At 70.7% G+C, this 25,980-nt stretch carries 19 protein-coding genes; 13 read left to right on the top strand and 6 right to left on the bottom strand.

All coding sequences use genetic code 11. From position 1 onward, the window contains the following. Positions 1–18: 18 nt before the first annotated feature. Together ACSDR0_RS17330 and ACSDR0_RS17335 are read left to right on the top strand one after the other, a co-directional pair. Positions 19–4,191: a HAMP domain-containing protein gene (locus tag ACSDR0_RS17330; protein ID WP_435289841.1), complete on the top strand. Its 4,173-nt coding sequence runs from the start codon at positions 19–21 to the stop codon at positions 4,189–4,191. Positions 4,192–4,194: 3 nt separating this feature from the next. Beyond that, positions 4,195–4,827, top strand: coding sequence for a response regulator (locus ACSDR0_RS17335; RefSeq protein WP_435289842.1), 633 nt, complete (start codon positions 4,195–4,197; stop codon positions 4,825–4,827). 39 nt (positions 4,828–4,866) lie between these two features. Here the strand turns inward: ACSDR0_RS17335 and ACSDR0_RS17340 are convergent, their stop codons facing one another. Then, a complete protein-coding gene (locus tag ACSDR0_RS17340) occupies positions 4,867–6,066 on the bottom strand; it encodes an NYN domain-containing protein (protein WP_435289843.1) in 1,200 nt (399 codons plus the stop codon). A 385-nt stretch (positions 6,067–6,451) separates the two neighbouring features. Continuing rightward, positions 6,452–9,136 carry a zf-HC2 domain-containing protein gene (locus tag ACSDR0_RS17345; RefSeq protein ID WP_435289844.1) on the bottom strand — a complete coding sequence of 895 codons (2,685 nt, stop codon included), beginning with the start codon at positions 9,134–9,136 and terminating at the stop codon, positions 6,452–6,454. A 170-nt stretch (positions 9,137–9,306) separates the two neighbouring features. Between ACSDR0_RS17345 and pyrE the strand changes: the two genes are divergently transcribed. Further along, a complete protein-coding gene (gene pyrE, locus ACSDR0_RS17350; protein WP_435289845.1) occupies positions 9,307–9,843 on the top strand; it encodes an orotate phosphoribosyltransferase in 537 nt (178 codons plus the stop codon). 48 nt (positions 9,844–9,891) lie between these two features. On the opposite strand, the gene ACSDR0_RS17355 is transcribed toward pyrE, so the two are convergent. Further along, on the bottom strand, positions 9,892–10,317 hold the full coding sequence (locus ACSDR0_RS17355) for a hypothetical protein (RefSeq protein WP_435289846.1): 426 nt from the start codon (positions 10,315–10,317) through the stop codon (positions 9,892–9,894). 315 nt (positions 10,318–10,632) lie between these two features. Between ACSDR0_RS17355 and fbaA the strand changes: the two genes are divergently transcribed. The 4 genes from fbaA to ACSDR0_RS17375 all read left to right on the top strand — a co-directional run bounded on the left by fbaA (position 10,633) and on the right by ACSDR0_RS17375 (position 14,667). Then, positions 10,633–11,655, top strand: a complete 1,023-nt coding sequence (fbaA, locus tag ACSDR0_RS17360; RefSeq protein WP_435289847.1) for a class II fructose-bisphosphate aldolase — start codon at positions 10,633–10,635, stop codon at positions 11,653–11,655. Between the two features lie 101 nt (positions 11,656–11,756). Further along, positions 11,757–12,176, top strand: a complete 420-nt coding sequence (locus tag ACSDR0_RS17365) for a DUF3151 domain-containing protein (protein ID WP_435289848.1) — start codon at positions 11,757–11,759, stop codon at positions 12,174–12,176. Positions 12,177–12,372: 196 nt separating this feature from the next. Beyond that, complete coding sequence (locus tag ACSDR0_RS17370; RefSeq protein ID WP_435289849.1) at positions 12,373–13,656, top strand: adenylosuccinate synthase; 1,284 nt, start codon at positions 12,373–12,375, stop codon at positions 13,654–13,656. A gap of 84 nt (positions 13,657–13,740) precedes the next feature. Then, positions 13,741–14,667 (top strand): glycerophosphodiester phosphodiesterase family protein, encoded by a 927-nt coding sequence (locus ACSDR0_RS17375; RefSeq protein ID WP_435289850.1) that lies wholly within the window; start codon positions 13,741–13,743, stop codon positions 14,665–14,667. Positions 14,668–14,688: 21 nt separating this feature from the next. Here the strand turns inward: ACSDR0_RS17375 and corA are convergent, their stop codons facing one another. Continuing rightward, positions 14,689–15,807 carry a magnesium/cobalt transporter CorA gene (gene corA, locus ACSDR0_RS17380; RefSeq protein ID WP_435289851.1) on the bottom strand — a complete coding sequence of 373 codons (1,119 nt, stop codon included), beginning with the start codon at positions 15,805–15,807 and terminating at the stop codon, positions 14,689–14,691. A 418-nt stretch (positions 15,808–16,225) separates the two neighbouring features. Here corA and purD point away from each other — a divergent pair, with 418 nt between their 5' ends. The 5 genes from purD to ACSDR0_RS17405 all read left to right on the top strand — a co-directional run bounded on the left by purD (position 16,226) and on the right by ACSDR0_RS17405 (position 23,196). Next, positions 16,226–17,458: a phosphoribosylamine--glycine ligase gene (purD, locus tag ACSDR0_RS17385; protein ID WP_435289852.1), complete on the top strand. Its 1,233-nt coding sequence runs from the start codon at positions 16,226–16,228 to the stop codon at positions 17,456–17,458. A 100-nt stretch (positions 17,459–17,558) separates the two neighbouring features. Then, positions 17,559–18,593, top strand: coding sequence for a hypothetical protein (locus ACSDR0_RS17390; protein WP_435289853.1), 1,035 nt, complete (start codon positions 17,559–17,561; stop codon positions 18,591–18,593). A gap of 460 nt (positions 18,594–19,053) precedes the next feature. Beyond that, a complete protein-coding gene (murA, locus tag ACSDR0_RS17395; RefSeq protein WP_435289854.1) occupies positions 19,054–20,322 on the top strand; it encodes a UDP-N-acetylglucosamine 1-carboxyvinyltransferase in 1,269 nt (422 codons plus the stop codon). 225 nt (positions 20,323–20,547) lie between these two features. After that, positions 20,548–21,837, top strand: a complete 1,290-nt coding sequence (locus ACSDR0_RS17400; protein WP_435289855.1) for a GTP cyclohydrolase IIa — start codon at positions 20,548–20,550, stop codon at positions 21,835–21,837. 417 nt (positions 21,838–22,254) lie between these two features. Then, positions 22,255–23,196, top strand: coding sequence for an EamA family transporter (locus ACSDR0_RS17405; RefSeq protein ID WP_435289856.1), 942 nt, complete (start codon positions 22,255–22,257; stop codon positions 23,194–23,196). A gap of 222 nt (positions 23,197–23,418) precedes the next feature. Here ACSDR0_RS17405 and hisC read toward each other — a convergent pair whose 3' ends face one another. Further along, on the bottom strand, positions 23,419–24,480 hold the full coding sequence (hisC, locus tag ACSDR0_RS17410) for a histidinol-phosphate transaminase (protein WP_435289857.1): 1,062 nt from the start codon (positions 24,478–24,480) through the stop codon (positions 23,419–23,421). 62 nt (positions 24,481–24,542) lie between these two features. Here hisC and ACSDR0_RS17415 point away from each other — a divergent pair, with 62 nt between their 5' ends. Next, entirely contained in the window at positions 24,543–25,169 is a 627-nt protein-coding gene (locus ACSDR0_RS17415) for a Uma2 family endonuclease (RefSeq protein WP_435289858.1), read from the top strand. A 134-nt stretch (positions 25,170–25,303) separates the two neighbouring features. Here ACSDR0_RS17415 and ACSDR0_RS17420 read toward each other — a convergent pair whose 3' ends face one another. After that, positions 25,304–25,972 (bottom strand): NUDIX hydrolase, encoded by a 669-nt coding sequence (locus ACSDR0_RS17420; protein WP_435289859.1) that lies wholly within the window; start codon positions 25,970–25,972, stop codon positions 25,304–25,306. Positions 25,973–25,980: the final 8 nt, after the last annotated feature.

Consider the following 25,980-nt stretch of genomic DNA (forward strand, 5'->3'; position numbering starts at 1 on the left):
GGGAGTCAAGGAGGTCATATGACCACGGTCAACACCGTGCCCGACGTCGAGGAGCGACGTTACAGCGAATCGGACCTGCAACCGATCCTGCAGACGCTCATCACCTGGCGCGACGGTGACTTCCGCCGCCGGGTCCCGCACGCCCCGCCGGGAATCCTCAGCGAGATCCGCCTGCTGCTCAACGAGGTGGCCGACCGCCGCGAGCATCTGGCCAACGAGCTGCACCGGGTCCGCCGGGAGGTGGTCAAGGAGGGCCGCTTCGGCGAGCGCCTCACCCCCGGTCCCGGCGTGGGCTCGTGGGCCGAGAGCGTCGATTCGGTCAACACGCTGATCGACGCGCTCGTGGGCCCGGTCAGCGGGGCCGCGGACGTGATCGACGCGGTGGCCAAGGGCGACCTTTCCCGCCGGATCGACCTCGACCGCAGTGCCAGGGGCGAGGTGCGCCGCCTCGGCAAGGCGATCAACGGCATGGTCGACCAGCTGTCGCTGTTCACGTCCGAGGTGACGCGGGTGGCCAGGGAGGTCGGCACCGAGGGCCGCCTGGGCGGCCGGGCGAACGTGCGCGGCATGTCGGGAAGCTGGCGCGACCTCACCGAGGCCGTCAACACCATGTCCAGCCGCGTCTCCGCGCAGGTCCGCGACATCGCCGCGGTGACGACCGGGGTCGCGCGGGGCGACCTGAGCCGCAAGGTCACCGTCGACGCGGTCGGCGAGATGTTCGAGCTGAAGAACACCGTCAACACCATGGTCGACCAGCTGCTGGCCTTCGCCGAGGAGGTCACCCGCGTCGCCCGCGAGGTCGGCACCGAGGGCCAGCTCGGCGGCCAGGCGCAGGTGCGCGGCGTGTCGGGCGTCTGGAAGGACCTCACCGACAACGTCAACGTGATGGCGGGCAACCTGACCACCCAGGTCCGCGCCATCGCGGCGGTGTCCACGGCCGTCGCGCAGGGTGACCTGTCCAAGAAGATCACCGCGGACGCCCAGGGCGAGATCCTGCAGCTCAAGGACACCCTGAACACCATGGTCGACCAGCTGTCGATGTTCGCCGACGAGGTCACCCGCGTCGCCCGCGAGGTCGGCACCGAGGGCCAGCTCGGCGGCCAGGCCCGCGTACGCGGCGTCTCCGGGGTCTGGAAGGACCTCACCGACAACGTCAACTCCATGGCCAACAACCTGACGTACCAGGTCCGCAACATCGCCGAGGTCACCACCGCCGTCGCCAACGGAGACCTGACGCGCAAGATCGACGTGGACGCGCAGGGCGAGATCCTCGCGCTGAAGACCACGATCAACACCATGGTCGACCAGCTGTCGTCCTTCGCCTCCGAGGTGAGCCGCGTCGCCCGCGAGGTCGGCTCGGAAGGTCAGCTGGGCGGCCAGGCGCAGGTGCCCGGTGTCTCCGGCACCTGGAAGGACCTCACCGACAACGTCAACGTGATGGCGAACAACCTGACCACCCAGGTCCGCCAGATCGCCGCGGTGTCCACGGCCGTCGCGCAGGGCAACCTGTCCAAGAAGATCACCGCGGACGCCCAGGGCGAGATCCTGCAGCTCAAGGACACCCTGAACACCATGGTCGACCAGCTGTCGATGTTCGCCGACGAGGTCACCCGCGTCGCCCGCGAGGTCGGCACCGAGGGCCAGCTCGGCGGCCAGGCCCGCGTACGCGGCGTCTCCGGGGTCTGGAAGGACCTCACCGACAACGTCAACTCCATGGCCAACAACCTGACGTACCAGGTCCGCAACATCGCCGAGGTCACCACCGCGGTCGCGTCGGGCAACCTGACGCGCAAGATCGACGTGAACGCGCAGGGCGAGATCCTCGCGCTGAAGACCACGATCAACACCATGGTCGACCAGCTGTCGTCCTTCGGCGCGGAGGTCACCCGCGTGGCCCGCGAGGTCGGCTCCGAGGGCAAGCTGGGCGGCCAGGCCCGCGTCGAGGGCGCCGAGGGCATCTGGAAGCGCCTCACCGAGAACGTCAACGAGCTCGCCGCCCGCCTGACCACCCAGGTGCGCGCCATCGCCGAGGTCACCACCGCCGTGGCCACCGGCGACCTGACCCGTTCCATCACCGTCGACGCCGAGGGCGAGATCGGCGAGCTGAAGGACAACATCAACATGATGGTGGCGGTGCTGCGCGACACCACCACCGCCAACCAGGAGCAGGACTGGCTGAAGTCCAACCTGGCGAGGATCTCCCGCCTCATGCAGGGCCACCGCGACCTGATGGAGGTCGCCAAGCTCATCATGAGCGAGCTGACCCCGCTGGTGTCGGCCCACTACGGCGCCTTCTACCTCTCCGAGCCCACCGGCGACCGCGACCTGCACCTCATCGCCGGATACGGCGCCCGCCCCGGCAACGGCCCCCGGCAGCGGTTCTCGACCGGCGAGGGCATCGTGGGCCAGGCCGCGATGGAGGGCAGGGGGATCATCCTCGGCAACGTGCCCGCCCGCTACCTGACCGTCGACACCGGCCTCAGCACCTCCACGCCCGCGCAGATCGTCGTGCTGCCGGTCCTGTTCGAGACGCAGGTGCTCGGCGTCCTGGAGCTGGCCTCGTTCAGCGAGTTCAGCGAGATCCACCACGACTTCCTGAACCAGCTCGTCGAGACCATCGGCGTCACGATGAACACGATCATCGCCAACTCCAGGACCGAGGACCTGCTGACCGAGTCGCAGCGCCTCACCACCGAGCTGCAGGAGCGTTCCGACGAGCTCCAGCGCCAGCAGGAGGAGCTGCGCCGCTCCAACGCCGAGCTGGAGGACAAGGCCGCGCTGCTGGCCAAGCAGAACCGGGCCATCGAGATCCAGAACTTCCAGATCGAGCAGGCCCGCCGCACGCTGGAGGAGCGCGCCGAGCAGCTCGCGGTCTCCTCGCGCTACAAGTCCGAGTTCCTCGCCAACATGTCCCACGAGCTGCGCACCCCGCTGAACAGCCTCCTCGTGCTGGCCAAGCTGCTCACCGAGAACGCCGAGGGCAACCTCACCCCCCAGCAGGTGGAGTTCGCCAGGACCATCCACGGCGCCGGCTCGGCCCTGCTGCAGCTGATCAACGACATCCTCGACCTGTCGAAGGTCGAGGCCGGGCGGATGGACGTCCACCCCCAGCAGATCTCCCTGCCCAAGCTCGTCGACTACTTCGAGGCCACCTTCGCGCCGCTGGCCCAGGACAAGGGTCTGTCGTTCACCGTCGAGGTCGACCCGTCGATCCCGCAGGAGCTCCGTACCGACGAGCAGCGTCTCCAGCAGGTGCTGCGCAACCTGCTCTCCAACGCGATCAAGTTCACCCCCAAGGGAGAGGTGCGGCTGCGCGTGATCCACGCCAGGCGCGCCGTCGCCTTCGTGGACGACACCCTGCGCGGCGCCGACGGCATCCTGGCCTTCGAGGTGGTCGACACCGGCATCGGGATCGCCTCCGACAAGCTGGAGGTCATCTTCGAGGCGTTCCGCCAGGCCGACGGGACCACCAGCCGCAAGTACGGGGGGACGGGCCTGGGCCTGTCCATCTGCCGGGAGATCGCCCGCCTGCTCGGCGGCGAGATCCACGTGGTCAGTGAGGTCGGCGAGGGCAGCACCTTCACCCTCTACCTGCCCCCGTCGTACGGCGGCCCGCTGGCCTCGCGCGACGGCGGGGCGAGCGCTCCCACCTCCCCCCGCAACCCGGCGCTCGTCGGCGTGCTGGAGGAGCCCGACGACCTGCCGGAGCTGACGCTCAACGACGACCTGCCCCTGCCGCAGTTCCCGCAGGGCGAGGGCAAGCCGTGGAAGGGCGACGACCCGCTGACCGGGGCGAAGATCCTGATCGTGGACGACGACATCCGCAACGTGTTCGCCCTGACCAGCGTGCTCGAACGCTACGGTTCCACGGTGATCTACGCGGAGAACGGCCGCGAGGGCATCGAGCAGCTCGAACGCAACGAGGACGTCGCCCTCGTCCTGATGGACATCATGATGCCGGAGATGGACGGCTGGGCCACCACCTCGGCGATCCGCCGGATGCCCCAGTTCGCAGACCTGCCGATCATCGCGCTAACCGCTAAGGTCATGCGAGGTGACCGGGAGAAAAGCATCGCGTCCGGCGCCTCCGACTACGTGCCCAAGCCCGTGGACGTCGACCGCCTGCTGGAAAGGCTGCGCGGCTGGCTGACGCGGGGCAAGCCGGCCGGCGACTCCAACGAAGGCGTGTGATCGATGCCGGACAGAGCCAAGATCCTCCTGGTCGACGACCGGGAGGAGAACCTGATCGCGCTCGAGGCCATTCTCAGCTCGCTCGATCTGATACCCGTCCGGGCGAAGTCGGGGGAGGAGGCGCTGAAGGCCCTGCTCGGCACGGAGTTCGCCCTGATCCTGCTCGACGTCCGTATGCCGGGCATGGACGGGTTCGAGACGGCGGCCCACATCAAGCGCCGCGAGCGCACCCGCAACATCCCGATCATCTTCCTGACCGTGGTCGACAGCGCGCCCGACTACGCCTTCCGCAGCTACGCGGCGGGTGCCGTCGACTACCTCACCAAGCCCTTCGACCCGTGGGTGCTCCGGGCCAAGGTCGCGGTGTTCGTGGAGCTCTACAACATGAACCGCAGGCTGGCGGAGCAGGCCACCATGCTCCGCGAGCGCCTCGGCACGGAGCTGCCGCCCGGTGAGTCGTCCGACCAGGCCGCCGTGCTGCCCGAGCTGTCCAGGCGCCTGACCGCCGTCGAGGAGGAGCTCGGCCGGGTCGCCGAGCTGGTCCGCAAGAGCGGCGACCCCGGCCTCTCGGGGCCGATGGCCGACCTGTCCAACCGCCTCAACCACCTGCGCGCGGGCTTCGACGCCCTCACCTGACGGGCGTTTCCGCCGGGCGGTTGGGGCGGGCCGCGCACCTCAGCGGCGGGCGCGCTCCAGGGCGTCCCAGAAGCCGCGGCGCAGGGCGTGGCGGACCTCGTCGTGCAGGAGGAAGTCGATCGGCAGGGAGGAGCCCTGGAGCAGGCGCGCCTCCAGGTCCGAGGGCATCCGGGGCTTGCGGGCGAGAACCGCCTCCAGCCACAGGGCGGGCGCGTCCTTGGCCACGGACTCGCCGAAGTCGTGGCCTTCCTTGTGGGCGGCCTGCACCGCGTCGGAGAGCGTCGTCGCGGCGCCGATCCCGGCGCTCTGCGGCGGCACCGGGGCCGCCTGGGGACCGGTGTAGGCGCCCATCTGCGGAGGCTGGTAGCTCGGCATGCTGCCGGTGTTGCCCATCGAGTACTGCGGCGCGACCGGGAGCGGGCCGGTCTGGGTGCTGACGGCGGCGTGTGACGGCGTGGAGGCGGGCGGGGGCGGCGGGGGTGGCGGTGGCGGTGCGGGGGTGGCCGGGGTGACCGGCGACTCCTGGGTGTAGCTCGGGTAGGCGGAGGGCAGCGCGGGCTGGGCGTGGGCCGCGCGGGACGCCTGGACCGCGGGGATGGGGCTGGTGGCCGGGGCGCCGTTGCTCCCGCCGGTCCCGCGTGAGGCGACGGGCTGGCCGTTGGTGGCGTGCTGATGGCCGTTGGTCGCCAGCGCGGGCATATCGCCGCTGAGCAGGCTGACGTGGGGGCGCAGATGGCCGGCGCCGATCTCGATCAGGTCGTCGCACTCCTGGCGCAGCGTACGGGAGACGGCCCAGCTGCCGTCGGCGCTGATGTGGACCACGGTGACCCGGATGCCGAGGTCCTGGGCGTCGCAGACGACCTGCGCCAGGTCCTCGTCGCCGCTGACCACGACCGCGTCGCAGACCGCGCCGTTGCGGGCCAGCGTCATCAGGTCGCGGTGGACCTGGGCGTCGACGCCCTCGCGGCGGCCGGGGCGGATGCGCGAGAGGCGGAGCTTGAGGCCGGGGATGTCGGCCAGCGTGTCGTGCTCCGGTGTGCGGCGGCCCTCCACGGTCGCCTCGTACCAGTAGCAGCGCAACAGCGGCAGGCCGGTGCGCTCTCTCGACAACTTGTTGAGCAGCTGGAGCAGACCCGGGTAGTCCCAGGAGACGGACTCACGGTGGCGGGTACCGTGCACCGCCATCGCGCCGTCGGCCAGCAGGTAGCCGGCGTCCACGAACAGCGCGCAACGATCCACACGACACCGCCCTTCCTACGTAGCCCGATCCTTCGGTTCAGACAAGCCTGAAAGAACCCCTAAGAGACCGGACAGACGGCCCTTCCTCAGGGTAATCAAGCAGCTGACCATCCGAGGGTGAATCCCGACGATTCCACCCGCGCTCGACCACACGCTGGATCGTTCACGCAGACCGTACCAGTTTGTCCCGTTCGTGAACCCCCCTCGGCGAGGCGCTACTCATTCGGGTTTCACACCGTCCCACCACCCGTGCCCCCGGGCCCCGCACGCCCCCTTCACCGCACAGCGGACCCGGGCCGACCGTGCGCCCCTCTCCCACCATCGGGGACACGAGCACCACCGGGGACACGGGCGAAACATCTCTCCTACGGCACCGCGCGCGCCGTCACGGGGCGGTCCGCACGCTCACCGCCGCCGCGCCGAACAGCAGGACGTCCCGGTGCGTGCTGAGCTCCAGCACCGGGTCACGCCCGAGGGGCGACCGGAAGCGGTCCACGTCCGTACCGAAGGTCGTGCCGGTGCCCCGCGCCCCGGCGGCGGACCCGTCGAAGGGATTGCGCGGGTCCCGCTCCCCACCGGCGGGTCGCAGGGGCCGGCCGCCGAGCCTCACCCGATCACCCATGACACCCGCGTCACCCTCCCAGGTCACCAGGGCCATCCTCGCGGGCGCCTCGGAGGGCGTCAGCCCGTCGAGCGGTATCCGCGCCGAGCGGTGCCCCCCGTCCAGCACCGTCGCGGTGTCGACGACGACGGCCTGGCTGTACGGCCGGCGCGGGTCGGCCACGATGATCACCAGGCTCCAGCCGGCGTGGCGCGCCACGCCGGGCCGTACCGAGGCGTCGGCCACCCAGTACGTCCCGCGTACGGCTCCCAGCAGGCGCGTGACGTCGGCGAACGCCTGGTAACCGCGCCCCGCGGGCAGTTCCCGCTCCACCACCCGCGTGGCCCTGACCTGCCGGTATCGCTCCTCGCCCGGCACCTTGAGCTTGATCCGCCCGCTGGGGGGCGCGCTCGCCGACCAGTACAGCCCCGCCCAGACCACCTTGCTCGCCGCCGGCAGGACGAGCCGGGCCGCGCTCGAGGTGCTCGTCGACGGATCCCCGTCACGGTCGAGGGGACGCATCTCCCAGCTGTTGTTGTCGCGCCTGCCGCCCCGCCGCGAACGGGCCGCCTCGCACGCGGGCTCCGAGGGCGCGCAGCTCATCAGGGTGTTGCCGATCGCGGAGACGGCCACCCGGCCGTCGGTGGCGAACCGGGCCGGGGCACCCGTCGCCCGTACCCCGCTGCGCGACCTGGCCGCCACCCGTGTCCCCGCGGTGGAGACCGTGACCGAGGGCGCCGCCCCGTAGGCCGCGTCGCCCGACACCAGGACCCTCAGGAAGACCGCCGTGGCCCGGCCCGCCGGCAGCGGGCCGCGGACGCATCGGGCACCCCGGGTTCGCGCCCGGCAGGACCAGCCGTCGACCGTACCGACCGGCGTGACGCCGCCGACGGCGTTTCCCCGGCCGGACCTGGACGGCAGCGTCACGCCTCGCGGCAGGCCGACGTCGGCGACGACGTCCTCGCTCTGCCCTCGGCCCGCGTTGCGCAGCCGCACCACGACGATTCCGGCCTCGGACCTGACCAGGGCGCCGAGCGCGTCGATCCTGGCCACCAGGCGGGGCGCAAGCCAGGAACCCGTCCGGCCGTCCTGCCCGGTCCCGGCCGGGCCACCCATCTCGGACCCGCCGGACTCGCCTTCGGGGGCCGCCCCGGCGGACCCGGGCGCCGTTTCGGTCTCGCCGGTCTCGCCGGGTTCGCGGTCGGGTCCAACCGGCTGCCCCGAGAGGGTCGACATGGGCGAACCGGAGGTCTTCGGCCCTCCCGAGGACTTCCGCGGGGCGGGGGAATCGGGCACCGGGGCCACGACGATCGGCTCGGAGGCCGTGCTCGGCCGGCGGGCGGGCTCCCCGGCCGACACCAGCACGAGGGCCGCGACCACCGCGACCGCGGTGGCCGTCGCGGCGGCCGCCACGGTGCGCCGTACGGACCGGGGGGCCCTCCGCCAGCGGCCGGACAACCCGCCTCCCGCCGTGACCCCCATCCTGGCGAGCGCCGTCAGGTAGGCGGGGAACGCGGGACCGACGACGAGCGGGCCGATGACGGAGCGGACGTCCCGGCCGATGCCGGTCAGCTCCGTGAGCACCGCGCGGCAGCCGGAGCAGCCCTCCAGGTGCCTGTCGATGACCCTGCTCTGCTCCTTGGCCAGGCCGCCGCGCGTGTAGGGCCCCAGCCTGGTCAGCACGGGCCGGCACTCGGGGGTCGGCGTCTCGGTCAGGTGGACGCGCAGGCACGCCTGGCGCATGCCCTCCCGGGCCCGGTGGGCGAGCGCGGCGGCGCCGTTGACCGTCAGGCCCAGCAGGAGCCCGATCTCCTCGGCTCTGAGCCTCTCGACCTCGGCGTGCCACAGGACGAGTTGCCAGCGCTCGGGCAGGGAGAGGAACGCCCTGGCCACCGGTGAGCGTTCCAGCCCCTCCACCGAGGGGTCGACGAGAAACGCGCGCGGGCCGAAGGAGGCGAATTCCCCATCCGCCCGCTCGTCGATCTCCCCGTCCGCTCTTTCCGAGACTCCGTCCGCTCTTGTTGAAGCTCCGTCCGCTCCGTCCGCGCCCTCGGCGGCCTCTCCGCCCGCCCGACCACGGGTCTCTCCATCCGCCTGCTCGCCGATCTCCCCGTCCGCCCCTCCACCGGCCTCTCCCTCCGCCCGCTCGGCGGCTTCCGGCAGCGGTCGCTCGGCGGCCACCGGGCCGCCCGTCGTGCCGGAGCGGTCGTCGACGGTACGGCGGAGGACGGTGAGCAGGTAGGGGCGGAACGCCTGTTCCGGGCCGTTTCCCTGGGCGATCACGTGGTGGACCCTGGCGAAGGTCCTCTCCACGACGCCCCCGGCCTCGGTCTCGCCCGGCAGGAGCAGGCGGGCCAGGGCGTACGCCGCGGGGGCGTGCCGCTGATGGAGCACCCGGTAGGCGGCCACGTCGCCGTTCCTGGTGGCAGCCAGCAGTTCAGCGTCGCCTTGAGATGTTTTCACACTCATTGTGACCTCACCATTACCCGGAGTTGCCTGCCGGATAATCCCGCAGTACGCGCCGCGAGTAAACCCGGATCGCACTTTTGCCACCCCCGGGCCGAAACCGGCGTTACGGCAGGCCTGTTTCCCGGCGGGGCCCGATCGGGCGGGTTCCGGGGTCGCCCTAACCTTGTGCCATGAGCGATCGAGAGAACCTGCTGGCGGAGATCAAGGGCAAGGCCGTGGTGCACGGCAAGGTCACGCTGTCCTCGGGCATGGAGGCCGACTTCTACGTGGACATGCGCAGGGTGACCCTCGACGGGCAGGCGGCGCCGCTGGTGGGGCGGGTCATGCTGGACATGACCGAGGACCTCGGCTACGACGCGGTCGGCGGCCTGACGCTGGGCGCCGATCCGGTGGCGGCCGCCATGATGCACGCGGCGGCCGGGCGAGGCGGGAGGCTCGACACGTTCGTGGTCCGCAAGGCGCAGAAGACCCACGGCATGCAGCGCCGGATCGAGGGACCGGACGTGGCGGGGCGGCGGGTGCTGGTGGTGGAGGACACCTCCACGACCGGCGGATCCCCGCTGACCGCGGTGGAGGCGTTGCGCGAGGCGGGCGCCGAAGTCGTGGCGGTCGCCACGATCGTGGACCGGGGAGCCGCCTCGGCGATCGCCGGAGCCGGGCTGCCGTACAGGACCGCCTACACCCTGGCCGACCTCGGCCTGGCCTAGGGCCGCGTACGGCCGCTGAGGATCCGGAGCCGGCGGGAGAGGGCGGGGTCAGTCGCGGGAGACCGTGAACTCCTGGCGTTCCCCCGCCTTGCCCGGGGAGCGGACGGCCCCGTTCACCTGGACGCGGACGGCGGCGGAGTCGGCCAGGACCACGTCGACCTTGGGATCGAAGGACTGGAACTGCTCGCCGCGGTCCATCTCCCGGTCGAGCAGCACGTCGCCCCCGGTGACCTTCAGGAAGACCGTGGGGCAGCGCTCCCGCAGGCACTCGACGAGGACCGTCGGGACGCGCTCGGAGGTGGCGGAGGGAGACGGGGAGGCGGCCACGGACGACGCGGTGACCGAGGGGGCGGGCGAAGGGACCGTCTCCGCGTCGGAGCCCAGGCTGCCGATCAGCGAGAGGACCCCGAACACGATCAGGGCGACGACCACCAGCACCGCCAGTCCGACGAGGACCAGGCGCGCGATACCCATGGGGTCAGACCTGTGGCGTCCCACACTGTGGAGATTAGCGGTTCGTGAGGAGATTTCACGACCGACCCGGCGGATCGGCCGGGAAGTCCGTGCCCCGGATGACCGCCCCCACCCGCCCCAGCCGTGTCACGGCCCCCGCAATCCCGTGCCGGGGAAGTGCCGGGGAGGTACCGGGGACGCGGCCGGGAACACATCGGTACGGACCGAAGTGGTATTGGAGCTATCCGGCCGGGAAGGAACCCGGAATACTGGCCTACGGGCTATGTCCTCATAGCCCCGCCAGCTGTTCATAGCCGTCTCCAGGGAGATGACACGATGCCCATCGCTACTCCAGAGGTCTACGCCGAGATGCTCGACCGGGCCAAGACAGGCGGTTTCGCCTACCCGGCCATCAACGTGACCTCATCACAGACCCTCAACGCGGCGCTCAGGGGGTTCGCCGAGGCGGAGAGCGACGGCATCGTCCAGGTGTCGACCGGCGGCGCCGATTTCCTCTCGGGCACCACGGTCAAGAACATGGTGACCGGCTCGGTGGCGCTGGCGGAGTACGCCCGCGTCGTCGCGGCCAATTACCCCGTGACGATCGCCCTGCACACCGACCACTGTCCCAAGGACAAGCTGGCGGGTTTCGTACGCCCGCTGCTCGACATCTCCCTTGAGCGGGTCGCCAGGGGCGAGGACCCCCTTTTCCAGTCGCACATGTGGGACGGCTCCGCCGTGCCGCTGGACGAGAACCTGGAGATCGCCAGGGAGCTCATCGAGAAGACGGCCCGCGCGCGGATCGTCCTCGAGGTGGAGATCGGCGTCGTCGGCGGCGAGGAGGACGGCGTCGTCGGCGAGATCAACGAGAAGCTCTACACCACCACCGAGGACGCCCTCGCGACCGCCGAGGTCCTGGGCCTGGGCGAGCGGGGCCGCTACATGCTCGCCGCGACCTTCGGTAACGTGCACGGCGTCTACAAGCCGGGCCACGTCAAGCTCCGCCCGAGCGTGCTCAAGGAGATCCAGGACGCGGTCGGCGCCAAGTACGGCAAGGAGAAGCCGTTCGACCTGGTCTTCCACGGCGGCTCCGGCTCGCTGCTCGAGGAGATCCACGAGGCCATCTCCTACGGCGTGGTGAAGATGAACATCGACACCGACACGCAGTACGCCTTCACCCGCCCGATCGCCGACCACATGTTCAAGAACTACGACGGCGTGCTCAAGGTCGACGGTGACGTCGGCAACAAGAAGGCGTACGACCCCCGCTCGTACGGCAAGGCCGCCGAGACCTCGATGGCGGCGCGCATCGTCGAGGCCGCCCAGCACCTGAAGTCCGCGGGCACCAAGATCTCCTAAGGTCCCGAAAGGGTCACAGGAGAGATCACGGGATCGGCTTCCGGAAAGACTCCGGGGGCCGATCTTGGCCTGACGTGGGTCCACCGGGTAGGACTGTCGTTATGGAATCGCACGAGAACCTCCTCGCCGGCCCGCCGCCCACCCTCCTTCCGGACCTGCCGGAGGCCCGGGAGGCACTGGAAGCCGGGGCCCAAGCATCCGACGTCGCCGCGCGTTTCCCCGCGTACCCGGGCGCCTGGGCCGTGCTCGCGGACGAGTATTTCGCGGCGGGGCACGCCGTCACGTCGTACGCCTTCGCCCGCACCGGCTACCACCGCGGCCTGGACCAGCTCCGCAGGGCGGGGTGGAAGGGGCACGGCCCGATCCCCTGGGAGCACCTTCCCAACCAGGGGTTCCTGCGCTGCCTGCACGCGCTGGCCCGCGCCGCCCAGACCATCGGGGAGAAGGAGGAGGCCGAGCGGTGCTTCCAGTTCCTGAAGGACTCCAGCGCCGAGGCGTCCGAGGAGCTGACCAACCGCTGACCCGCGGCCGGTCCCGCCCCTGATCCGTCCCTTTGAGCCACCGATCAGCTTCCGACTCACCCCTCGGATCTCCCGCTTCGCCCTCTTTCGCGAGGTGGGAGATCCCTATTTCGGACGCCGTCGGGTATTCTCTCCACGCAAGAGCCCCTGTCGCGATTGCGTCAGGGGTTTTCGTTTTTGTGGTGGGAGACTCACGATGCCGGCTGTCGTTCTCGTTGGTGCCCAGTGGGGCGATGAGGGCAAGGGTAAGGCGACCGACCTGCTTGGAGACCGGGTCGACTACGTCGTCAGATACCAGGGAGGCAACAACGCGGGCCACACGGTCGTCATCGGCGACCAGAAGTACGCGCTGCACCTGCTGCCCACGGGAGTGCTCTCCCCGAACGTCGTGCCCGTGATCGGCAACGGCGTCGTCATCGACCCGGGCGTGCTGCTGAGCGAGATGGACGGGCTCCAGGCCCGCGGAGTCTCCTCCGAGCGGCTGCTGATCTCCGCCAACGCGCACCTGATCATGCCCCACCACAAGGCCCTCGACAAGGTCACCGAGCGCTACCTCGGCAAGGCCAAGATCGGCACGACCGGGCGCGGCATCGGTCCCGCGTACGGCGACAAGATCTACCGGATGGGCGTGCGGGTCCAGGACCTGCTGGACCCGGGCATCCTGCAGAAGAAGATCGAGGTCGCGCTGGGCGAGAAGAACCAGATCCTCACCAAGATCTACAACCGCCGGGCGATCGACGCGGGCAAGGTCCTGGAGGAGTATCTCGGCTACGCCGAGCGCCTCAAGCCGCACATCGCCGACACCTCGCTGATCCTCAACAGGGCGCTGGACGAGAACAAGGTCGTGCTGCTCGAGGGCGGGCAGGGCAACCTGCTCGACATCGACCACGGCACCTACCCGTTCGTCACCTCCTCCTCCCCGACGAGCGGCGGCGCCTGCTCGGGTTCCGGCATCCCGCCGACCCGGCTCACCGGCGTGATCGGCATCCTGAAGGCGTACACCACCCGTGTCGGCGCCGGCCCGTTCCCGACCGAGCTCGACAACGAGATGGGCGAGTGGCTGCGCACCACCGGCGGCGAGTACGGGGTGACCACCGGGCGCAACCGCCGCTGCGGCTGGTTCGACGCGGTCATCGCCCGCTACGCCACCCGGATCAACGGCGTCACCGATTACTTCCTCACCAAGCTGGACGTGCTGTCTGGCCTGGACACGATCCCCGTCTGCGTCGCCTACGAGGTCGACGGCGTCCGCCACGACGAGATCCCGATGACCCAGACCGACTTCCACCACGCCAGGCCGGTGTACGAGGAGTTCCCCGGTTGGAAGGAGGACATCACCGGTGCCAGGAGCTTCGAGGACCTGCCCGCCAACGCGCAGGCCTATGTGAAGGCCCTGGAGGAGATGAGCGGCTCCAGGATCTCGGCCGTCGGGGTCGGCCCCGGCCGCACCGAGACGCTCCAGATCCACTCGATGCTCTAGTTTCCGCCGGCAGGCTCGCGCCCGGCACCGCCGAGGCGCGAGCCGTACCGGACGATCGGCGCGCGGGGTGGATAAGGTCCCTGTGTGCATGCCGAGATTCACGGTCACCGCGGAGCCCGCGGGCTCCGCCCCGAGAACACCCTGCCCGGTTTCGCCCACGCCCTCGAACTGGGGGTCGACGCGCTTGAGCTCGACGTCGCGCTGACCGCCGACCGGCGGCTGGTGCTCACGCACGATCTCACCGTGTCGCCGGTGACCAGCGCCGACGTCCGTCCCGCCTTCCGCGACGACCCCGCCTTCCCGTACGTGGGCCGGCCCGTCGGCGCGCTCACGCTGGCGCAGCTGCGCACGCTGGAGTGCGGGATACGGGTGCCGCGCCACCCCGGCGACCGTTTCGCCCCGACGCAGGTGCCGGTGCCCAACACCCGGATGCCGACCCTGAGCTCCGTGCTGGGGCTGGTGGACGCGTACGGCGCCGACGGGGTGCGGGTGCACGTGGAGCTGAAGTCGGACCCGACCAGGCCCGACCTGAGCGCCGACCCCGCGGAGTTCACCGAGATGGTGGTCGCGGAGCTCGACCGGCACCGCAGGCTCGGCAGGGCGGCGATCCTCAGCTTCGACTGGCGCGTCCTGCGGATCGCCCGCTCGCTGGTCCCCGCGACCCCGCGGTACGCCCTGATCGAGCGCGCCACCATGGACAGCGCCTGGCTCGACGGCCTCCGCCTGGAGGACTTCGGCGGCGACGTCCCGGCCGCCGCCGCCGAGGCCGGGGGCACCACGCTCTCCCCCGAGCACGTGATGGTCGACCGGGAGTTCGCCCGGCTGGCCGAGAAGGCCGAGCTGCCGCTGGCCGTGTGGACCGTCAACGAGCCGGGGCGGGCCGAGGAGCTGCTCGACCTCGGGGTGGCCGCGGTCGTCACCGACTATCCCGACCGGATGATCGCCCTGTGGGCCGGGCGGGGCATGCGCGTCCCCCGGCCGATCACCCCCGCGCGCCCCCTGAGCGCCTGAGGGCCGGTGCGAGGACCCGGGTCACATCCAGCCGTTGCGGCGGAAGCCGCGATAGAGCAGCGTGCAGGCGACGACCATCACGCCGATCACCAGTGGATAGCCGAAGACGGAGTCGAGCTCGGGCATGTGCTCGAAGTTCATGCCGTAGATGCCGGCGATCATCGTGGGGACGGCCATGATGGCGACCCACGAGGAGATCTTCCGCATGTCCTCGTTGGCGAGCGCGTTGGAGCGGGCGAGCGCCGCCTGCAGTATCGAGTTGCAGAGCTCGTTGGACGACTCGACCTGCTCGCAGACGCGGGCCAGGTGGTCGACGACGTCGCGGAAGTACTCACGCATCTCGGAGGGGATCATGCGGCGCTGGGCCAGCGTGGACATCGGCGACTGGAGCGGCATGACGGACCGCTTCATCTCGATCATCTCGCGCTTGAGGTTGTAGATCCGGCCGATGTCGCGGGCGCTGACGTCGGCGAAGACCATGGCCTCGACGTCCTCGAGCTCGGCCTGCATCCGGTCGGCCACGCTGAGATACCTGTCGACGACGTGGTCGGCGATCGCGTGCAGCACGCCGGTGGGCCCCCGGTTGAGAAGCTTGGGCTTGTCCTCAAGGCGCTGGCGCACCTCCGAGAGGGGGCAGTGCCTGCCGTGGCGCACGGTCACCACGAAGTCGGGGCCGACGAACACCATGAGCTCGCCGGTGCCGATGATCTCGCTGGTGGCGGTCAGCACGTCGTGGTCGATATAGGCGACGGTCTTCAGGACCACGAACACCGAGTCGCCGTAGCGCTCGACCTTGGGCCGCTGGTGAGCCTTGACGGCGTCCTCGACGGCGAGCGGATGCAGGGCGAAGACCTCCGCGAGCCACTCGACCTCGGGGGCGTCGGGCTCGTGCAGACCGACCCAGACGAAGGCGTTGCCCCCGTCGGAGGCCGCGTTGTGAGCGCGGACGATCTCCAGGGCGTCGGGGATGCCCAGGGCGTCGATCTTCTTGCCGCCGACGTAGGCGGCGTACTCGACGAGCGAGTCGCTCGGCGGGACGCAGACCCCGGTCATCCGCTCACGGAGCGAGACGGCGGGCGTGTGCGCGGCACGAATCGTGCGTGTGTGCTTGATGCGGGGAAAAAGGAGCGAGGAGCGCATGGCGAGCCTTTCCCGCCCAACCTGGCGGGATCCACACGCGATGCGATGTCACCCCCGGTGGAGGGGGTGATGCGTGTGGCGCCGGTCGGGCACCGAGATGGGGTGGTCGAGAGTGCGCACAGCAGGGGTGCGCGAGCACGTACTGCTGGGATCGCCAGAGGACATCCCGAACCACCTCCAATCAGCAAGAGACACGCAAAGCCACCCAAAAGTTAACACGATCGGGGAGAGGTCTCTCAGTTTACTCCCAGGTTCAACTGTTGATCATGCAGAACCAGACAAAATTCACACGGCCTTTACGGCACCTTCCTCGCATGCGTGCGTTCGGGCCCCGTCCACAGGTTGTGGACAAGCCTGCGGATCCGGGACACGGACGCGGATCCGAGGAGGGTGCCGGGGGGACGATAGGCTCTGACAAGTGCGCGTTCTTGTGATTGGATCCGGCGGGCGTGAACACGCCCTGTGCCGGTCGCTGGCGGCGGACCCCCAGGTCACCGAGGTTCACTGTGCTCCCGGAAACGCGGGTATCGCGCAGGTCGCGACCCTGCACCCGGTGACGCCGACCGACCCCGCCTCGGTCACCGGGCTGGCCGGGAGACTCGGGGCGGACCTGGTCGTGATCGGCCCCGAGGCCCCCCTGGTGGCCGGGGTCGCCGACGCCGTCAGGGAGGCCGGGATTCCCTGCTTCGGGCCATCTCGGCAGGCGGCGCGAATCGAGGGCTCCAAGGCCTTCGCCAAGGACGTCATGGTCGCGGCGGGCGTTCCCACCGGGCGGTCGCACACCTGCGTCACGCCCGAGGAGGTCGCCGCCGCGCTCGACGAGTTCGGCACGCCGTACGTGGTCAAGGACGACGGCCTGGCCGCGGGCAAGGGTGTGGTGGTCACCGGCGACCGCGACGAGGCGCTCCGGCACGCCGCCGCCTGCGGGCGGGTCGTCATCGAGGAGTTCCTCGACGGCCCCGAGGTGTCGCTGTTCGCGCTCTGCGACGGCTCCACCGCCGTGCCGCTCCAGCCCGCGCAGGACCACAAGCGCGCCTACGACGACGACCAGGGCCCCAACACCGGCGGGATGGGCGCCTACACGCCGCTGCCGTGGGCGCCGGACGACCTCGCCGACCAGGTGATGGCCGAGACCGTCATGCCGACCGTGACCGAGCTGGCCAGGCGCGGCACCCCGTACACGGGGGTTCTGTACGTGGGGCTGGCCCTCACGTCCAAGGGCCCGAAGGTGATCGAGTTCAACGCGAGGTTCGGCGACCCGGAGACCCAGGTCGTGCTCGACCGGCTGGAGACGCCCCTGGCGGCCCTGCTGCTCGCCTGCGCGAACGGGACGCTCGACCGGTTCGGGCCGCTCTCCTACCGCGACGGCGCCGCGGTGACCGTGGTGATCGCCGCGGAGAACTATCCCGCGGAGCCGGTGAGGGGCGACGTCATCGAGGGCCTGTCCGACCCCGTCGAGGACGCCTACGTGCTGCACTCCGGCACCGCCCTCGACGGCGACCGGATCGTCTCCAACGGGGGCCGGGTGCTCAGCGTGGTCGGTACGGGGCCCGACGTCCCCGCGGCGCGGGCGGCGGCCTACGAGGCCGTGGAGCGCATCCGGATGCGCGGCTCGCACCACCGCACCGACATCGCGGGCCGCGGCGCCTGAACCCCGGTTTTCCGCGGAGGCGTAGCGCCCGATCGGCATGTCGCGGTAAGCCTGGGGCAGTCGACGCCCGCCGTCCCAGGCCGCTCCCCCCGGAGGAACGATGTCGCTTGACCCCGCGATGCCCCCCGAGCGGATCGGCGACACCGGCGTCCTGCGCTGGCCCGGCACCTGGCGGGTGTACGTGGCCACCCGGAGCGAGGAGATCAGGGCCGACGCCGAGCGGGCCCTGACGATGCGCGACGGGGCGGGCCAGCTGGTCTCGATGGGCGAGGGCATCGGCACGCACCTGGCCCGCGCGGAGACATACGCGCGCAGCAGGCACGGCGTGCGGCGCTGGCTGACCGGCCAGGCCATCGAGGGCGCCTGGTCCAACGTCAACAGCGCGACCGTGATGCTGTACGGCGTGCTGCCGACGGCCGAGCTGTGCGGGCGGGGCCCCGAGGTGGCGGCGATCGGCCGTGCCTACCTGCCCGGCGACGACCCCCGGCTGGTCCATCTCCAGGCCAGGCTCGCCGTGGGGGACCTGGGCGAGAACGACAGGCCGCTGATGCAGTCGGTCCTGCGGGCCGCGTACACCGCGCAGGCGATGGAGACCGGGCGGGTCCGCAGCTTCCGCAACCTGCTGCTCGGCGGGGTGGCCATGCTGACCCTGATCGTGCTGGGCGTGGTGGTCATCGGCGCGATCTGGCCGAACGCCATCCCGATGTGCGGCAACCAGTCGGTGATCCGCGCCCAGGGGCTGATGCCCGCCCAGATCTGCCCGACGGGCGGCCTGCAGCCCGGTCACGGCGACGTCCCGCTCGTGGCCCTGATCGGCATGCTGGGGGCGGCGCTGGCCACCGCGGCCTCGCTGTCGACCCGATCGGAGCTGTCCACCCGCTACTCGCTGGCGGTCGTCCAGAACCTTCTCAAGGCGCCCGCCGGGGTGGCCACCTCCGTGCTCGGGCTGCTGATCCTGAACTCGGGCTTCGTGCCCGGCTTCTCGGGGCTCGGCTCGCAGGCCGCGATCCTGGTCTGGGCGATGGCGTTCGGGTACGGGCAGCAGGTCGTCACCCGCTTCGTGGACCAGCGGGCCGACAGCCTCCTGACGGCCGCCTCGCCGCTCACAGCCGCGGGGAGCGCGAAGGGGAGATGACCCCCGGAGCCGTACGACGGCGGCGGTGGCGCGAGGGCGGGGCCGTACGGCGGTGGCACACGAGACCGGGACCGCACGGCGGCGCCGCACAAGACCGGGACCGCACGGCGGCGCCGCGAGGCTTGATCGGACCGGGCGCCCCTGACGCCACCTCCCCGTTTCACGGCCGGACGGTCATGAGATGATCTTCCGCACGACCCGGTCGCGGGCGGTGCCGGGACACATGGTCGAGGGGGCGCGAAGACACCGGAGAACACGGGCCGGACGGGACGGGGGGCCGGGTGGGCGGGCCGCCGTCGCCCGTCGCCGTGGAGGCCGATGATTATCGGCCATCCGAGGGGTAGTTCCCCTCCTGAAGTGGCCGTTTCAGGGGCATCTAACGGCTACTGTTGGCCGGATAAACCTCGGCTGCCGCCCCGCGCCACACGAATCACTTAAACCTCTTCAAGGAGCATGACGCATGGTCCGTTACCGCGTGCGCGGTGGCAACCCACTTCGTGGAACCGCCTTCATCCAGGGTGCCAAAAACGCCGTGCTGCCCATGATCGGCGCGGCGCTGCTGGCGTCCAAGGGCCGTACGGTCCTGCGCAACGTCCCCATCATCGAGGATGTCCGCCGCGCGGTCGAGCTGGCCCAGACGGTCGGCGCCACGGTCGAGCTCCACGAGGCCGAGCGCACACTGGTGATCGACGCCTCGACGCTCAGCAGCCCGGTCCTGCCCGCCGAGATCGCCCGCCGCTTCCGCGGCTCGGTGCTGTTCGTGCCCGCCCTGCTGCACCGCCTCGGTGAGGCGATCATCGAGGGCGTGGGCGGCTGCAACCTGGGCAGCCGCAACCTCGACTTCCACTACCTGGGCTACAAGCGCCTGGGCGCGATCGTGGACGAGGGCGACTCGGTCATCCACGTCAAGTCGGCGGGCCTCACCGGCGCCACCCTGTACCTGGACACCCCCTCGCACACCGGCACCGAAAACCTGATCATGGCGGCCGCCCTCGGGCGCGGCACCACCGTGATCGAGAACGCGGCGCTGGAGCCCGAGGTCCTCGACGTGATCGACATGCTGACCCGGATGGGCGCGAAGATCAGCGGCGGCGGCACGGGGTTCATCACCGTGGAGGGCGTGGAGGAGCTCCAGGCCGTCGAGCACACCGTGATGCCGGACCGCCTCGACGCGGGCGTGTTCGCCATGGCCGCCGCCATCACCGGCGGCGAGGTCAACCTGGTCGGCGCCGACCTGGACCACCTCGGCGTGGTCCGCTACAAGCTTGAGCAGATGGGGGTGGAGTTCGCCGACCACGGCGCGGTGCTCCACGTGCGCAGGGACCGCCCGCTGCGCCCGATCAACGTGATCACCGACACCTACCCCGGCTTCGCCACGGACCTGCAGTCGCCGATCATGACGGTCGCCTGTCTCGCCGACGGTGCCAGTTACATTCATGAACGCATCTTCGATGGGCGTTTCGCTCTGGCCTCAGAACTGAACAAGATGGGCGCCGATATTGAAGTGAAAGAGAACAGTGCCGTCGTTCGCGGCGCTACTCCGCTCACCGGTACAGAGGTGACCGCTCACGATCTGCGTTCGGGAATCGCGCTCGTGCTCGCGGGTCTGGCCGCCGAGGGGGAGACCGTGATCGGATCGGGATATCTCATCGACCGCGGGCACTCTTATCTGGCCGAGCGTATGCAGGCCCTGGGAGCCGACGTGCGACGAGAGATTTCAGCATCATAATCAGCGGGTTTGAGACACTCAAAAACCGCTCTGACCTGTGTAAACGGTGCCAGTCATGGCTTTAACCCGGAAGTGGCTTCCGGAATTGGCCGCAAATCGGGCGTGACATTACGGCCCTCGCGAGCGATCGTTCCAAAAGAGAGCCGAAAACAAACGGACGGCATGATGGGACGAACATTGGTCGAGCGGGCCGAAGAAGCGCCACGAGTGTCACGCCCGGGTGCCATGACACCGGACCTCACTATCGGTGTGGTGGGCCCCCATGACCTCGTCGAACGGGTGATGTTGATGGGGCATGCGGCTGCCCCATTGCCCTGCCGCCTTGTGGCGGCGGCGTACCGCGACGAGCAGGAGGCCGCAGACAAGGTAACCCGATTGGGAGCCGGGGTGGACGCGTGTCTGTTCGCCAGCCCGGTTCCCTACGATCTGGCCCGGCGATCGGGGGTGCTGACGATGCCCGCGACGTATGTCCAGCTCGGCGGCGCCGCGCTGATCGCCGCGCTGGCGAGGGCCGCGCTGGACGAACGGATAGACCCACGCAGGGTCAGCATCGACGTCCTGAGCAGAGCAGAGGTCGAGGAGGCGTACAACGATCTGAGTCTCCCCTCAGGGGACGTGCAGAGCCGCGACGAACCGGGCGCCACCGGTACGATCGCGGCCTTCCATGAACGCCTCGCCCGCCAGGGCAGCACGAGCGGGGCGCTCACCTGCCTGCCCGCGGTCGCCGACCGCCTTCAGACGGCAGGGGTGCCCGTGGTCAGGATCCGCCCCACCTCCGCCGCGGTGCGCACGGCGCTGCACACGGCGGCCCTGCTGGGCGCGCACCACCGGCTGGAGGAGTCGCAGCTCACCGTGGTCCTGGTGGAGGTGCCCACGCTGCGCGAGCCGGTTCGCCGGGCCGCGCCGCGCTACTGGCGCGACGAGCTCCGGCTGTCCCTGCACCGGTTGCTGGTGCAGGAGGCCAACCGGATCAACGCGTCGGTCACCGCGGTCGACGACCACAGCTACATGGTCACCGCGACCCGTGGCTCGGTGGCCGCGGCCACCGAGGGCTTCCGGGTCCTGCCGTTCGCGGCGCGGGTCCGCGACGAGCTGGGCCTGGCGGTCGAGGTGGGCGTCGGCATGGGCCGTACGACCCACGACGCCGAGTCGCACGCCAGGGCCGCGCTGGCGCGCACCCAGGCGGGCAAGCAGGCTCAGGGCTTCGCGGTCGACCGCGAGGGCAGAGCGCTCATCCCGGCCCCCAGGATGCCCCCACAGGGCGCCGGACCGCTGAAGCCGAAGGGCGTGGAGGTCCTGGCCCGATTGGCGGCCAAATTGGAGGGTGGGGACACGGTGGTGGACGCGGAGGGCGCCGGCAAGATGCTCGGTGTCACCCCGCGTACGGCACGGCGGTTGCTGCGCACGCTGGTAGACGAGGGACTCGCGTGGCCGCTTCCGCCGAACCGGACGCCGCAGCCGGGGCGCCCCCGGCAGCTGTACCGGCTGATCGTGGAGAAGCTCGGCACCCGCTGAGCCCTCCGCCGACGCCTCTACCGACCTGGAGGCTTCCGCCGCACCCGGGCGGCGGAACCTCCCAGGTCACGGCACGCCGATCCCGGCGTGGCGTGGCCTGCCGGGGCGCGGCCGGCTCGTCGCCGCGTGTTCACCGCGGCGTGTTCACCACGGCCTGTTCCTGGCGGCGTGTTCACCGTGGTTTGTTCATTCCGGCCTGTTTATTTCGGCCTGTTCACAGCAGCCTGTTCATTCCGGCCCGGTCATTACGGTCCCCCCCGTCCCGGTACGGCGAGGACCCCCGGGCCGCGATCCCCCGGCGTGCGATCCGCCGGGGGCGGTGTCACGGAATCCGCCGGGCCACGGCCTGCCGCGCCGGATCTCAGGGTCCGAAACCCGCGAGCATAATGTCGGTTTCAGCCGCTATTGTCATGAGCTATGCGTCAAGACAGTACTGACAGCCGCAGGCCGCTCATCGTCTGGGGTGCGCTGGCGATCGTGTACGTGGTGTGGGGTTCCACGTACCTGGCGATCATGATCACGATCGAGACGATCCCGCCGCTGCTCAGCGGGGCTGTCCGTTTCGTCACGGCCGCGCTCGTCCTGGGCGTCGCGGTGCGCTTGCTGAAGGGCCGGGGCGCCTTCCGGATGACCGCGAAGGAGGCGGGCGGGGCGGCCCTGGTCGGCCTGCTGCTGCTGAACGGCGGCAACGGCATGGTCGCCGTGGCCGAGCAGCACATCTCCAGCGGCCTGGCGGCGCTGCTGGTGGCCTCGACGCCGCTCTGGCTGGTCATCTTCAGGATCGCGTTCAGGGACCGGCCGCGGGTACTGACGCTCGTGGGGGTGCTCATCGGGTTCGGCGGCGTGGCGGTGCTGTCGCTGAGCGGCGGGAGCAACGCGGCCGACGGCTCCGGAGTCGTGATCATCCTGCTGGCGTCGCTGTCGTGGGCGGCCGGCTCGTTCCTGGCCTCCCGCATCCCGATGCCCGCGAACCCCTTCTCCGCGAGCGCCGTCGAGATGGCGGCGGGCGGCCTCGGGCTCGCCCTGACCGCCGCCGTGATGGGCGAGCGCCTCGACGTCGCCGCCGTCTCCGCGCGGTCGTGGATCGCGCTGGCCTACCTGATCATGATCGGGTCGCTGGTGGCCTTCACCGCGTACGTGTGGCTGCTGGGCAACGCGCCGATCTCCCTGATCTCCACCTACGCCTACGTCAACCCGGTCGTGGCGGTCGTGCTGGGCGCCCTCGTGCTGAGCGAGGCGGTGACCGGCGCGATGATCGCGGCCGGTGTGGTGATCGTCATCGGCGTGGCCCTGGTGGTCTCCACCGAACGGCGCGGCAAGCCGGAGCCCGTGCCGGAGCCGGAACCCGCGACCGTGTAGGCCGGGCCCCGGCGCGGGGCCCCCGCGGGTTCCGGGAGCGGGTCCGGCATCGGGAGCGGGTTCCGGGGAGCGGGTCCGGCATCGGGTCCGGCGTCGGCGAGAGCCCGGCCGGCGCCCGGACCGCCGCCACGGGAGATCAGCGGCGAGTCCGGCGAGGCAGGCGGGTCGCGGCCAAGCGGGTGGATCGCGGTCGGGCAGGCGGGTCGCGGCCGGGCAGGCGGGTCAGGCGCTCCAGAAGGCCGCCGCGGCGGTCAGGAAGATGTCGTTGGCCTCGGGGTCGCCGACGGAGACGCGGGCGCCCTCCCCGGCGAAGGGCCGCACCGCGACGCCCTCGGTCGCGCACGACTCGGCGAATTCGAGCGTGCGCTCCCCCAGCCGGAGCCAGACGAAGTTGGCCTCGCTCACCGGCACCTCCCAGCCCTGCGCGATCAGCGCCTCGCGGACCCGGTCACGCTCCTTGACCACGGCGTCGACCCGCTCCATCAGTTCGTCCTCGGCGGCCAGCGAGGCGATCGCGGCGGCCTGAGCGAGGTGGTTGACCGCGAACGGCACGATCGTCTTGCGGACGGCGGACGCCACGGGCTCGGTGGCGATCATGTAACCCACCCGGAGCCCGGCCAGGCCGTACGCCTTGGAGAAGGTGCGCAACACGGCCACGTTCGGCCGGTCGCGGTAGACGGTGAGCCCGTCGGTGACCCCGGCGTCCCTGACGTACTCGCGGTAGGCCTCGTCGAGCACGACGAGCACGTTCTCCGGCACCCGGTCGAGGAAGGCCTCCAGCTCGGCCGCGTGGACGACCGTGCCGGTGGGGTTGTTCGGGTTGCAGACGAAGATCATGCGGGTGTGCGGGGTGATCGCGTCGGCCATGGCCTCCAGGTGGTGCGTCTCACCCAGGAGCGGGACCCGCACCGAGGCCGCCCCGGCCAGGTCGGCCAGGAGCGGGTACGCCTCGAAGGACCGCCACGCGTAGATCACTTCGGCGCCCGGCTCGCTCACGGTCTCGAAGAGCTGCTGGGCCACCGTCACCGAGCCCGCGCCGAGCGCGACGTGCTCGGCGGGGACATCGTGTCTCTCGGCGATCGCCTCGGTCAGCTTCGTTGCCGCCGGATCGGGATAGCGGTGCATCTGGGTCGCGGCCCTGGCGACCGCCTCGACGACCGAGGGCAGCGGCTCGTAGGGGGATTCGTTCGAGGAGAGCTTGTAGGACCGGCCGTCGGCGGACACCACGGCCTTGCCCGCCCGGTAGGCGGGCATCGTGTCCAGGATCGCGCGGAAACGAGGCATGGTCTTACTTTATGAGCAGCGGGCGGATAGGGCATCATCCTGTAACACTGGAGGTGAGAGGCATGCCCGACCCGAAGGACGACATGAGCATCGCACCGCTGGCCGACGTTGAGCCCATTCCCGACTGGGCGATTCCCCCTATAGAGGGCTTCACCGCCGATGACCTCGATCGGCTTCCGGGGATCCCCCCTCACACGGAACTGATCGATGGCACTCTCGTGTTCGTGAGCCCCCAGACCCGTTTTCACGCTCTTGTGCTGTTCCTGCTGCACAAAGAGCTTGATCAGGCGGCACCCGCCCATCTCCGGGTAGAGCAGGAGATGACAGTGAAGCTGGGGCGACGTCAACGGCCGGAGCCCGATCTGATCCTCCTCCACGCACACGCGCCCTCCGACCTGACGCGGACCTTCTACGAGGCGGCGGACGTGCTGCTCGCCGTCGAGATCGTCTCCGAGGAATCCGAGGAGCGCGATCGCAACCGTAAGCCCCAGATGTACGCCGAGGCTGGAATCCCCCACTTCTGGCGTGTCGAGAACATCGAGGGCCGCCCCAGCGTCTACGTCTACGAGCTGAATCCGGTGACAAGGGCATACGCGCTCACCGGTGTCCATCAGAATCGGCTGAAGCTCAGTCTCCCCTATGACATCGACATCGATCTGACGGATATCAGCAACCCTCGCGGTCGATAGCCAAGGCGGGTGACCGCGCCGGTGAAACCCCTGATCGATGACCGGCCAGTGTTCCTGGAACACGGTGCGAGGGCGGTGCGACCGACCCCGCGGCCGGATACCCCGGCTACTTTTCTTGAAGGAGCGTGCTCCGGCTACTCCTTGAGGGAGCGCAGCATCGGGGGATGGAGCGCCACGGCGGGGCCTCGGCGGTAGAGCTTGGCGGGGCGTCCACCGTCGCGGGTGGTGGTGCCGCCGGTGGGCACCAGGAAGCCCTCGGCCTTGGTGACCTTCCGGTGGAAGTTTCGCGGGTCGAGGGGACGGCCCCAGACGATCTCGTAGACCCTGCGCAGCTCGGCGACGGTGAACTCCGGCGGGCAGAAGGCCGCGCCCAGCGGGGTGTACTCGAGCTTGGCGCGGGCCCGCTCGATCCCGTCGATCATGATGCGCCGGTGGTCGAAGGCCATCTCGCACAGCAGCGCGGAGACCGGCTGCCAGCTCATGTGCACCTCGGTGGAGGTCGGGAGGTGCGGGGCGAGGCCGAGATAGGCCACGCTCAGCACGCGCTGGCGCGGATCGCGGTCGGGGTAGCCGTAGGTCTGGAGCTGCTCCAGGTGCACGGGGGCACCCGGCAGGCCCGCCCGTTCCGCGAGGACACGCGCCGCGGCCGCGGGCAGGTCCTCGTCGAGCTGGATGAAACCGCCTGACAGGGCCCATCGTCCCTCGTACGGCGGATTGTCACGCCGCCAGACGAGCGCGCTCAGCACCTGGCGGCGCACCGTGAGGACGACGAGGTCCACGCTGACGGGAATGCGCGGCACCATGGCAGGCA

Origin of the sequence: Streptosporangium sp. G11 (assembly GCF_051192615.1) — a bacterium.
Taxonomy (GTDB): Bacteria; Actinomycetota; Actinomycetes; order Streptosporangiales; family Streptosporangiaceae; genus Streptosporangium.